Source organism: Candidatus Dormiibacterota bacterium (assembly GCA_035532835.1).
GTDB lineage: Bacteria > Vulcanimicrobiota > Vulcanimicrobiia > Vulcanimicrobiales > Vulcanimicrobiaceae > DAHUXY01.
This window is the reverse complement of record DATKQG010000025.1, coordinates 1-10,126: the sequence shown is the minus strand read 5'-3', so window position 1 is coordinate 10,126 and position 10,126 is coordinate 1. Positions and strand designations below refer to the sequence as shown.

16 protein-coding genes are annotated in these 10,126 nt (G+C 63.5%); 15 read left to right on the top strand and 1 reads right to left on the bottom strand.

The annotated features are described in order from the left end of the window. Positions 1-62: 62 nt before the first annotated feature. Complete coding sequence (locus VMW12_03775; GenBank protein HUZ48846.1) at positions 63-776, bottom strand: hypothetical protein; 714 nt, start codon at positions 774-776, stop codon at positions 63-65. Positions 777-821: 45 nt separating this feature from the next. Between VMW12_03775 and rpiB the strand changes: the two genes are divergently transcribed. Genes rpiB through atpH form a run of 15 tightly spaced genes read left to right on the top strand, consistent with a single transcriptional unit; the run spans position 822 to position 10,024 of the window. Continuing rightward, positions 822-1,334 carry a ribose 5-phosphate isomerase B gene (gene rpiB / locus VMW12_03770; protein ID HUZ48845.1) on the top strand — a complete coding sequence of 171 codons (513 nt, stop codon included), beginning with the start codon at positions 822-824 and terminating at the stop codon, positions 1,332-1,334. Further along, the gene (locus tag VMW12_03765) at positions 1,331-1,531 is read left to right on the top strand and encodes a hypothetical protein (GenBank protein ID HUZ48844.1); all 201 of its coding nucleotides are present in this window, start codon (positions 1,331-1,333) and stop codon (positions 1,529-1,531) included. The genes rpiB and VMW12_03765 overlap by 4 nt, the downstream gene beginning before the upstream one ends. A 13-nt stretch (positions 1,532-1,544) precedes the next feature. Then, on the top strand, positions 1,545-2,792 hold the full coding sequence (glyA, locus tag VMW12_03760) for a serine hydroxymethyltransferase (GenBank protein HUZ48843.1): 1,248 nt from the start codon (positions 1,545-1,547) through the stop codon (positions 2,790-2,792). A gap of 3 nt (positions 2,793-2,795) precedes the next feature. Continuing rightward, complete coding sequence (locus VMW12_03755; protein HUZ48842.1) at positions 2,796-3,467, top strand: haloacid dehalogenase type II; 672 nt, start codon at positions 2,796-2,798, stop codon at positions 3,465-3,467. 53 nt (positions 3,468-3,520) lie between these two features. Beyond that, positions 3,521-4,189, top strand: a complete 669-nt coding sequence (gene upp, locus VMW12_03750; protein HUZ48841.1) for a uracil phosphoribosyltransferase — start codon at positions 3,521-3,523, stop codon at positions 4,187-4,189. Between the two features lie 2 nt (positions 4,190-4,191). Continuing rightward, entirely contained in the window at positions 4,192-4,632 is a 441-nt protein-coding gene (locus VMW12_03745) for a cytidine/deoxycytidylate deaminase family protein (protein ID HUZ48840.1), read from the top strand. Continuing rightward, a complete protein-coding gene (locus VMW12_03740) occupies positions 4,629-5,702 on the top strand; it encodes an MraY family glycosyltransferase (GenBank protein HUZ48839.1) in 1,074 nt (357 codons plus the stop codon). Before VMW12_03745 ends, VMW12_03740 begins: the two co-directional genes overlap by 4 nt. A 7-nt stretch (positions 5,703-5,709) precedes the next feature. Then, positions 5,710-6,876, top strand: coding sequence for a UDP-N-acetylglucosamine 2-epimerase (non-hydrolyzing) (wecB, locus tag VMW12_03735; protein ID HUZ48838.1), 1,167 nt, complete (start codon positions 5,710-5,712; stop codon positions 6,874-6,876). After that, positions 6,873-7,058: a hypothetical protein gene (locus tag VMW12_03730; protein ID HUZ48837.1), complete on the top strand. Its 186-nt coding sequence runs from the start codon at positions 6,873-6,875 to the stop codon at positions 7,056-7,058. The genes wecB and VMW12_03730 overlap by 4 nt, the downstream gene beginning before the upstream one ends. Before the next feature lie 3 nt (positions 7,059-7,061). Further along, positions 7,062-7,484 carry a hypothetical protein gene (locus VMW12_03725; protein ID HUZ48836.1) on the top strand — a complete coding sequence of 141 codons (423 nt, stop codon included), beginning with the start codon at positions 7,062-7,064 and terminating at the stop codon, positions 7,482-7,484. 5 nt (positions 7,485-7,489) lie between these two features. Beyond that, positions 7,490-8,221 (top strand): F0F1 ATP synthase subunit A, encoded by a 732-nt coding sequence (gene atpB / locus VMW12_03720; protein HUZ48835.1) that lies wholly within the window; start codon positions 7,490-7,492, stop codon positions 8,219-8,221. 49 nt (positions 8,222-8,270) lie between these two features. Beyond that, a complete protein-coding gene (atpE, locus tag VMW12_03715) occupies positions 8,271-8,546 on the top strand; it encodes an ATP synthase F0 subunit C (protein ID HUZ48834.1) in 276 nt (91 codons plus the stop codon). Positions 8,547-8,566: 20 nt separating this feature from the next. Continuing rightward, complete coding sequence (locus VMW12_03710) at positions 8,567-8,998, top strand: hypothetical protein (GenBank protein ID HUZ48833.1); 432 nt, start codon at positions 8,567-8,569, stop codon at positions 8,996-8,998. Next, a complete protein-coding gene (locus VMW12_03705) occupies positions 8,995-9,489 on the top strand; it encodes a hypothetical protein (GenBank protein ID HUZ48832.1) in 495 nt (164 codons plus the stop codon). The genes VMW12_03710 and VMW12_03705 overlap by 4 nt, the downstream gene beginning before the upstream one ends. Further along, positions 9,482-10,024, top strand: a complete 543-nt coding sequence (gene atpH, locus VMW12_03700) for an ATP synthase F1 subunit delta (protein ID HUZ48831.1) — start codon at positions 9,482-9,484, stop codon at positions 10,022-10,024. The genes VMW12_03705 and atpH overlap by 8 nt, the downstream gene beginning before the upstream one ends. Positions 10,025-10,126 lie beyond the last annotated feature (102 nt).

Sequence of the window (10,126 nt, the reverse complement as noted above, 5' to 3'; positions counted from 1 at the left end):
CACCTGCGCCCGGGCCGCACCCACCTGCGAGACGCAGGTTCAGACACCTCGCGCGGTAGACGTTACGTGCGGTTGAGTTCTCGAGTAGCAAGCGCGTTGCGGATATCCCGCAGCGCGTTTTGCATGCCCGCCGCGGTTGCGTTCCCCGAGGCATCGTCCAGAACGAGCGTTCCGCGAAACTCGTCGAAGGCCGACGCGTCGAAGCGTGCCGGATCGTCGATGGATCGCCATAGCAAGACCGCTTTGCCGGCGAGAGCCGGCCCATCCTCGGGCGATATGGCGCTCACGTCGAGACCCACCCGAAGCCATGCCGAATCGGCCTCTTTCATGGCCCGTTTGCAGTCGCGAGCGGCCGCGGCGAAGGTGCCGGGGGCGTTGCGCAGCGCAAGCGTGACGTTGGCGGCTTTCGCTTGGCCGGTCGCTATTCCGAGGATCTCCGCCTGCTCGCTCCACGAACGCGCGGTCTCGGCCAGGAGCCGCCCGGTGACCAGCGGCGCTCCCAGGCGCGTGGCCAAGGCCAGGGTTGCGGAGATCGCCGGGGCATCGCCCGCGAAGAAGCCGTCGTCGTCGACCGCCGCGATACACAACCCCAGATCCGTCGCGAACTTCTTGAGCTGGGCGAGGTAGTCGTCGTCGGTGCGCGGAAAATGCCGCACGTCTAAAACGATTCCGTCGCAGGCAAGCTCGCGAGCGCACCGCTCGATGAACTCGAGTTGCGTGAGATCGCCACGATGTATCGTGCGGTCGAAGGCGCCGCTCGCGCACGCTAGCTTCATAACGGCGTGCGTCGTTCGACCGTGCAACGGAGAAACCTAGCCACCATGAAAATCGCCCTCGGTGCCGATCACGCCGGCTTTGAATATAAAGACCGCATCGCCGACATGCTGCGCAAAACCGGGCACGAGGTGCTCGATTTCGGCACGCACGATGCGACGCCGGTGGATTATCCGCAGTACGGTTATGCCGTCGGCGAAGCCGTAGCGTCCGGCCAGGCCGATCGGGGTATCGTCGTGTGCGGATCGAGCTTAGGCATCGCCATGGCCGCCAACAAAGTGCCGGGCGTTCGCTGCGCTCCGGTGTTCGAACCCTACATGACCGAACTCGCGCGCCGGCACAACGACGCGAACGTGCTCGCGCTCTCCGAACGCCTCACCGGCTGGGAGATGACCGAGCAGCTCTTACGTGCGTTCTTCGAAACGCCGTTCGACGGCGGGCGGCACGCGCATCGCACCGAGCAACTCTTCCAGTTCACCGACGATCAACGCACGCGCACGCTCAAAGCCATCGAAGCCGGCGCCGTCACCGACGCGCAGACGCCGAAAGATCTGCTGTGAAGCAGTTCGGAAACGCCGCAGTCGGCATGGTGGCCGCGCTCGCCGTGTTCGTCGTCGCGGTGCACATGTTGCGCGGAGCGATCTTCTTCGGCGCGGCATTGATTGCACTCGCCGTATGGTGGTTCGCCCGCTCCTCATCGCGTTTCGCCGCCGCCCTGCGCCCATCGTCGCAAGACCCCAAGCCTCCCATCAGCTAGAGTTAGGATTATCATGGACATTTTGACGCGTAGTACGATCGAGTCGCAGGATCCGGAGATTTTTGCCGCCATTGCCGGCGAGGAGAAGCGACAGCGGGAGAATCTCGAGTTGATTGCTTCCGAGAACTATGCGAGTCGCGCGGTTCGCGAAGCGATGGGCTGCGTGATGACCAACAAGTATGCCGAAGGGTATCCGGGTAAGCGGTACTACGGCGGATGCGAGTGGGTCGACGTCGCGGAGACTCTGGCGATCGATCGGCTCAAACAGCTCTTTGGAGCGGACCATGCGAACGTGCAACCGCATGCGGGCGCGCAGGCGAACATGGCCGTCTTCATGGCGCATCTCAAACCCGGCGATACGGTGCTCGGCATGTCGCTCGCGCACGGCGGCCATCTGACCCACGGCACCAAGGTGAGTTTCAGCGGCAAGCTATACAACGCAGTTGCCTATAGCGTTCGCCAAGATACCGAGCTGATCGATTTCGACGAAGTCCGCGCGATGGCGCTGGAGCATCGCCCGAAGATGATTATCGCCGGCGCGAGCGCGTATCCGCGCATCATGGAGTACGAGCAGTTCCGCGAGATCGCGGACGAAGTCGGCGCGACGCTGCTGGTGGACATGGCGCATATCGCGGGTCTAGTCGCCGTGGGGTTGCATCCTTCGGCGGTGCCCTACGCCGATTTCGTGACGTCCACGACGCACAAGACGCTGCGTGGCCCGCGCGGCGGCATCATTCTCTGCAAAGAGCAGTGGGCGCAACCCGTCGATAAGAGCGTCTTCCCCGGCATTCAGGGCGGGCCGCTGATGCACACGATCGCCGCGAAGGCAGTCGCGTTTGCCGAAGCCTTGCGGCCGGACTTCAAGCAATACCAGCAACGCGTCGTCGACAACGCGCGAGCGATGGCCGACGAATTCGTCAAGTCCGGGCTGCGGCTGGTCGCCGGCGGTACCGACACGCATCTGATGTTGGTGGACGTCTCCGTCAAGGGCCTCACCGGAAAGGCCGTCGAGGGGTACCTCGATGAGATCGGGATCACCGTGAACAAGAACGCGATTCCGTTCGATCGCCAGAAGCCGATGGTAACGAGCGGTATTCGTATCGGAACGCCGGCCATCACGACCAGGGGATTGGGTACCGATGAGTGCCGCGAGGTCGCGCGAATTATCAACGACGCGCTGAGCGATATCGAGGCGCGCGTGAGCATCGATCGTTTGCGCGGACGCGTTCACGAACTCACCGCTCGCTACGACGTGCCCTAGGGTATGTCCGCCCGCATCGTTGCGTTCGATTTGTACGGAACGCTGCTCGACTATACCAAGTTGCAAGGGATCGTCGCGGAGTATTCGCCGATGGCGGAGGCCGTCGTCGATGCGTGGCGCGCGCGGCAGCTCCAGCTCACCAATGCGGCGACGTCGACCGGACGATACGTCGATTTCGATCGCATCACGCTCCTCGCGCTGCACGAAATCGCCCCGCGCTTCATGCTCAAGCTCGCATCCGCCGATCAGAAACGCCTGGTCGATGCATGGGCGCAGCTTCCGCTCTTTCCCGACGTGCGCGGCGCGCTGGACGGGCTGGCGCGCCGTCGCATTCCTTGCGCCGTCATCACCAATGGGGTCGCATCGACGGCGAGAAACGCCCTCGTGCATGCCGGGATCGAAGCCTACTTCAGCGAGGTCTATAGCGCGGATGCGGTGGCGACGTTCAAGCCCAACAAACGCGTGTACGACCAGATTTTGGCGCTCGGCGTCGTGGAGTCCGAAGTGCTCTTCGTCTCGTCGAACGATTGGGACGCGATGGGTGCGCGCCAAGCCGGCTATCGCACCGTCTGGGTCAACCGCCGCAGGAACAGCCTTTCACCGCGGCCGGAGCGTACGATCTCCGATCTGAGCGAACTCTCGCTCGTCCTCGACGACGATCTCGCCGCGCGGTAAGCGACGCGCTCTTTCGAGCGGTAAAGGCGCACCCATGACGAAGAACCGGGCTCATGCCTAGCCTCGCGAACCTGCACGTTGCCGCCCATCCGGCGATTGCCGACCGGCTTGCGCGCTTGCGCGATCGAGCCACCACCACGCCGGTCTTCCGGACGCTGATCGAGGAGCTCGGCGCGTTTCTCGCGTACGAGGCAACGCGCGATTTACCGATGCGCGACCAGCGCGTCGAAACACCCCTCATCGAAACGACGGCTCAACGTATCGGCACGCGCCCCGTCGTCGCGCCGATCCTGCGCGCGGGCCTCGGCCTTCTGCCCGGTTTTCTGAACGTCATCGACGATGCGGTCGTCGCGCATTTGGGCTTCTATCGCGACCCCGAATCGCTGCGCGCCGTTCCATATTATGCGAATCTTCCACCCGAACTCGCCGATCGTCACGTCTTCGTGCTGGACCCGATGCTTGCAACGGGAAACTCCGGGGTCGCGGCGCTCGACGCGCTGGTGGAGCGCGGAGCGCAAAACGTGACGTTCGTTTGCGTGATCGCCGCCCCCGAAGGCGTGCGAACGATTCACGCCGCGCATCCCGGCGTGCGCATCGTTGCGGCCGCGCTCGATGCCGGGCTCAACGACCACGCCTACATCGTTCCCGGGCTCGGCGACGCGGGAGACCGGATGTTCGGCAGCCTCACCTCGGTGCCCGTCGCCGTCCGATCGCAGCGATAACCGTGCGGCCGGGTTGGGACGAGTACTTCATGGACATCGCGCGTACGGTTGCGACGCGCGCGACCTGTCCGCGCGCAACCGTGGGTGCGGTGCTGGTGCGCGAGCATCGGATTCTAACGACCGGATATAACGGCGCGCCGCGCGGGGTCGCGCACTGTACCGAAGTCGGCTGCACCGTGATCAACGACCATTGCCAGCGCGCCACCCACGCGGAAGCGAACGCGATCGTCCAGGGCGCGTTGCACGGCGTGGGGTTGCAGAACGCGACCGCCTATTGCACGCACCAGCCGTGCGTGAATTGCTCGAAGCTTCTGATTAGTGCGGGCATCGTGAAGATCGTGTACGACGACGCGTACCCCGACGCGGTCGCAAGCGGTTTGCTCGCGGAAGCCGGGATCGCCGTCGTGCAGTTTGCGGCGCTGGAAGGGGCGCGGCCGTTATGAGCGCGGGTTTGATCTACGTCGTGACATTCGGGCTTGCGGCTGCCGTCGCAGCCTTGGCGACGCCGCTCGTGGTGCGCTTGGCGACGCATTTGGGCGTGATCGACGCCATCGGCGACGAACGCCGCGTCCACGAAACGCCGACGCCGCGCATCGGCGGCATCGCCGTCTTCTTCGGCTTCGCGTTCGCGCTCTTCGCGGTACTGGGCTTCGCGCTCTCGTCTCCATACGCGTTGTTCCCATCGATCGTGCACCTGAACGTCCACCAGAGGGTCGAGTTGATCGGCGATCAGTTCGACGCGGTGCACAAGCTGGTCGGGTTGCTGTTCGGCTCGATGTTGATTCTCGGGGTGGGCGTGTGGGACGACACCATGCAGATGCGCCCGCGCAATAAATTGATCGCGCAAGTCGTGGTCGCGCTCATCTCGATGCTTTATGGGTTCATCATTCCCGGCGTCACCAATCCGTTCGTTCACAATGCGGCGACGAATTGGATCGATTTCCCGCTCTGGGTCGGCGTTCCGCTGACGCTCGTGTGGTACGTGGGCATGATGAACGCGATCAACTTCATCGACGGGCTCGACGGCTTGCTCTCGGGCGTCGCGGCGATCGCCGGCCTCTATCTGTTCGTCATCTCCGTGATCCATGCGAATCCGACGGTCGCGCTGGTGGTGATCGCGCTCGCGGGTTCCTCGCTCGGTTTCTTGCCCTACAACTTTAACCCGGCGAAAATTTTCTTAGGCGATGCGGGATCGCTGTTTATCGGCTACGTGTTTGCCACGGTCTCGATCATCGGGGCGAGCAAGACCGCGATCGCCATGAGCATCGTCGTGCCGCTGGTGGTGCTCGCGCTGCCGATCCTGGACACGGCGGCCGCGATCGTGCGCCGCGCGACCGCGGGCAAAAAGATTACCGAGGCCGATCGCGGCCATTTCCACCATCAGCTCATTTTCCGCTTCGGCTTGAACGTGCGTCAAGCGGTGCTGCTGATATACGCCGTGTGTTTCGTGCTGGGCGCGCTCGCGCTCGCGCTCTCCGGCGATTTCACCCACGCGTTCAAACACTCGATGTAAAGGCTGTATGCAGAAACGATTGCGCATAATGACGGTCTTCGGGACGCGCCCCGATACGATAAAAATGGCTCCGGTGGTACGCGCGTTGAACGCGCACGAGGATATCGAAAGCATCGTCTGCGTGACCGCGCAACACCGCCAAATGCTCGACGATTTGCTCGAACTCTTCGCAATCGTCCCGCAGTACGATCTGGACATCATGACGCCGGATCAAACGCTCACGCAGATTACGACCCGCGTGCTCTCCGGCATGGAGCACGTGCTCCGCGACGCGCGTCCGGACGTGGTGCTCGTGCACGGCGATACCACAACGAGCACGTCGGCCGCCCTGGCCGCATTCTACCAGCATATCCCGGTAGGACACGTCGAAGCGGGCTTACGCACCAGCGAACGCTGGCTGCCGTTTCCCGAAGAGATGAACCGCCGGCTCACCGGCACCATCGCGGCCTTTCACTTTTCGCCGACGCCGCTCGCGCGCGAACATCTGCTGCGCGAAAACATCGCGCCCGACGACATCATCGTCACGGGCAACACCGTGATCGACGCGTTTCTCGCAACCGCGGCGCGCACCGATCTGCCGGTCCCGCCGCGCTTCGGCGAGATCGATCCGCGGCGACCGATGGTGTTGGTAACCGCGCACCGGCGCGAGAACCACGAGCACATGCGCGAACTCTGCGAGGCGATGCGCGAGATCGCCGCGCTGCCGCAGCGCCCGCAGATTTACTGGCCGGTGCATCCGTCACCGCACGTTCGCCCGATCGCATACGAACTGCTCGGCGACGTGCCGGGCGTGGTGCTGGTCGAACCGATCGACTACGCGCACATGGTCGCCGCGGTGAAGGCCGCGACGCTGCTGCTGACCGATTCGGGCGGCCTCCAGGAAGAGGCCCCGTGCCTCGGGCGACCGGTGCTGGTGATGCGCGAGGAGACCGAGCGGCCCGAAGGGTTGGAAGCCGGGACGCTGGAGCTGGTGGGCCACGACCGGGCCAAAATCGTGAATTCTGCCGCTCGCTTGCTCGCCGAGCCCGCGGAGTACGCGCGGATGGCTCGGGCCGCGAATCCCTACGGCGACGGCTTGGCCTCGGACCGCATCGTTTCGTGGCTGCTCGCCCGCCTGCGCGGCGGAGCCTACCCGGAGCCGCTTCCATCCGTCGGGGTTGGGAGCCCGGGGTGAAGGAGCTCCTCCCCATCGTCGCTGCCGGCGGTAGCTTCGCGGGCAGCGCGGTGTTGGGAGCCCTGCTTGGGCTGATCGTGGCGAGCCGCACCGGCCAGCAGCTCTGGGTCTTCGGCGGCCTGCTCCTTGGAATGGCGCTCGGCGCCTACGCGGCCATTCGCTTGGTCGCCGGCAGCCGCTAAACGATGGACGAGGAGGAGACGGCCCCGGTTACGCGTACCTACAGCGACGCCGAAGCGGCAGTCGATCGGGCGAGGCACGTTGCCCTGCGACGATCGATGTCGATTTGGACGATGCTCATCGTCGCGGTTCTCGGAATCTTCGTAGTTCGTGCCCTTCCCATCCCTGCTCTGGCACTCGTCGCCGGCGGCGCGTGCGGCGTGCTCAATGCTCTGACGACGATGTACGCGAGCGAGCGGCTCTTGGAGACGCAAAGGGTGGGCGGCTTCGTCATAAGTAGTTTCCTAAGAATCGGACTGTTCGGTATAGTCCCGGTGGCGTTTGCCGCCATCGGCCCCTGGTGGTCGATGGCCTGGTACTTTGCCGGATTCTTCCTCCCGCTGGCACTCTATGCGATAGGCGTATCGCGCGCGGATCAACGGAATTAGGTTAGTTGCACGAACAAATCGGCGAACATATTCTCTGGCACTTGCCGGTGCTGGGCGCGGTTCATGCGGACACGATCGTCACGACGTGGCTCGTGATGCTCGTTTCCCTTGCGTTCTTCGGCTGGATCGGTTTCGGATATCGCTCGGCATACGTTAACAAGCGCCAGACGGTTGTCGAGGGCATCATCAACTACATCAGCGATCTGGCGTTGAGCACGCTGGGAGAGAAGGGCGAGCCGTTCGTGCCGTTCTTCATCGCGCTGTTCGTCTTCATTTTCTTGCTCAACCAGTTCGGCATCTTCCCGTTCAAGGTGCTCGGCTTACCGTTCGGCGGCTCGCCGACGGCCGACATCAATACCACCGTGCCGCTCGCGCTGCTGGTCTTCTTCCTAACGTGGGCCGCCGGCATCCGGCAGAACGGGCTCAAGCAGTTCGCTCACCTCGCCAAGCCGTTCCCGGTTCTTCTGCCGATCAATATCCTCGAGGAACTCGCCCGCCCGGTCACGCTCGCGGCGCGTCTGTTTTTCAATATTTTTGTCGGCGAGCTGCTGTTCATCATCATTTCGTCGATCGTCATGGCCCATATCAAGATCGGGTCCTTCGATCTCTCGCTCGCCATCACGGTCGTGCCGTTCTTCGTTCAGTTCTTCAACTTTTTCGTCGGCACGATTCAAGCATTCGTCTTCACGCTGCTCGCCATCGTCTATCTATCGCTGGCGACGGCGGAAGACCACTAAACCGGCGTAACGCGGTTACGCCACAACCACTCGCACGAAAGGTACGCTCTTGACCTCTGAAGCGTTAGTCGCAGGCCTCACCATTCTCGCGTTCGGCATGATCATTACGGGCGTCGCATTCGGCTCGGCCATCGGCGACGGCATCGTGGCCAGCAAGGCCGTCGAGGCGATCGCTCGCCAGCCCGAAGCCCGTCCGAACATCTTCACGTTCCTGTTCCTCGGCGTCGGCGTCTTGGAAGCGTTCCCGATCATCGGACTCGGGCTCGGCTTCTACTTGTTGCTCGTCGTGGCGAACGTTCCCGCGCTGCTGCAGCACCTCCACTAAGGTAAGGCGCGGCGTAGCGTATGTTTTTACAGCCCGACGGGACGTTCTGGATCCAGCTGGTCAGCTTCGTCGTATTTTACGCATTGCTGAACGTGCTGTTTCTGCGTCCGGTCAGCCGGGCGATCCGCGAGCGGCGCGCGTACATCAACGGCGTCACTTCCGACTACGACCAGTATCAGGCGGAGGCCAACGCTCTGCGCGCGCAAGCTGAAGAAGTTCGTGCCCAAGCGCGTCGCGATGCCGAGCATGCGATCGCGCAGGCGCGCGCGGAGGCCTCGAATGCCACCGCGGAGCTTGCAACGCAGTACGCGCAGCAGGCTCAGCACACCGTTGAAGAAGCGGATCGCACGGTCCAAGCCGAGGCGCAGAGCGCGCGGGCGGACGAAGACCGCGTGGTGCGGCAACTCGCCGACGTGATGCTCGAACGGACGCTCCAGGAGTCATCGCGGTGAATTACGAGCAAATAGCCGTTTGGAGCCAGGTCATCTCGGCGATCCTGTTTCTCATCGCGCTGGTCGCGATCTGGATCAAGTGGATCGCTCCGGCCGTTCTGGCCGCGCAAGAGGCGCGCAACCAGCAAATCGCCGTGGCCGAGCGCCATCGCGACGAAGCCAAGGCGACGCTCGAAACGCTTCGTCACGAAATCGACGGCGCCAAGCACGATGCCGATCTCATTCGCGAGCGTGCCAAACATCAAGCCGGCCTTGAGAAGGAAGCCGCTATCGCGGAAGCGCGTGAGGCGGGCGAGCGAAGCCTGCGTAACGCAGCGGGCGAACTCGGCCGCGCCAGGGCGGAAGCGCGGGAACGGTTGCGCGGCGAGTTGATCGAAAAGGCCCTTTCCTTCGCGCAGACGGAGGCGACCTCACGCATGAACGCCGCGACCAACGCTAAGCTCGTCGACCGTTTGGTCGTGACGCTGGAGCAAGGCGCAAACCGTGGCTAACGAAACGCTCGCGCGTCGCTACGCCACGGCCGTGTTCTCGCTCGCATCCGAGCAGCACATGGTCGAACGCATCGGTAGCGACCTGGTCGCAATGCGTTCTGCCATCGATGCCGATGCAAACACCGCGGAATTCTTCGTCTCGCCGGTGATCGCTCGGTCCGATAAGGAACGCCTGCTGCTGGCAACCTTCCAAGGGCGCGTCCACGAAATCGCGCTCCATACGCTGCTACTCCTCGTGCGCAAGCGCCGCGAAGCGCTGCTTCGCGAATTGGTCGATCAATACAAGCGTCTCGAACAGCAGTCGCGCGGTGCCGAACCGCTCACCGTCACGACGGCACAAGCGTTATCGGCCGCGGAACTACAGACGATGGTCGCGCGCCTGGAAGCGATTTACCGCAAAACATTCGACGTCACCGTCAAACAGGACCCCTCGCTGATCGGCGGCGTGCGCATCACGATGGGCGACCGTCGTATCGACGGCTCGGTAGCGGGCCGGCTCGAAGCTCTCTCTCGCGAATTGTTCGCGCAAAACTAACCGACAGGATTACGAAACTGATGATTAACGCTGACGAAATCGCTGGCATTCTCAAGCAACAGATTGCGGGTTTTACCTCGGAGGTCCGTGAGGACGAGGTAG

Coding starts and splice junctions, on each gene's coding strand:
- VMW12_03775 (HUZ48846.1), bottom strand. CDS start 776: ATGAAGCTAGCGTGCGCGAGCGGCGCCTTCGACCGCACGATACATCGT.
- rpiB (HUZ48845.1), top strand. CDS start 822: ATGAAAATCGCCCTCGGTGCCGATCACGCCGGCTTTGAATATAAAGAC.
- glyA (HUZ48843.1), top strand. CDS start 1,545: ATGGACATTTTGACGCGTAGTACGATCGAGTCGCAGGATCCGGAGATT.
- VMW12_03755 (HUZ48842.1), top strand. CDS start 2,796: ATGTCCGCCCGCATCGTTGCGTTCGATTTGTACGGAACGCTGCTCGAC.
- upp (HUZ48841.1), top strand. CDS start 3,521: ATGCCTAGCCTCGCGAACCTGCACGTTGCCGCCCATCCGGCGATTGCC.
- VMW12_03740 (HUZ48839.1), top strand. CDS start 4,629: ATGAGCGCGGGTTTGATCTACGTCGTGACATTCGGGCTTGCGGCTGCC.
- wecB (HUZ48838.1), top strand. CDS start 5,710: ATGCAGAAACGATTGCGCATAATGACGGTCTTCGGGACGCGCCCCGAT.
- VMW12_03725 (HUZ48836.1), top strand. CDS start 7,062: ATGGACGAGGAGGAGACGGCCCCGGTTACGCGTACCTACAGCGACGCC.
- VMW12_03710 (HUZ48833.1), top strand. CDS start 8,567: ATGTTTTTACAGCCCGACGGGACGTTCTGGATCCAGCTGGTCAGCTTC.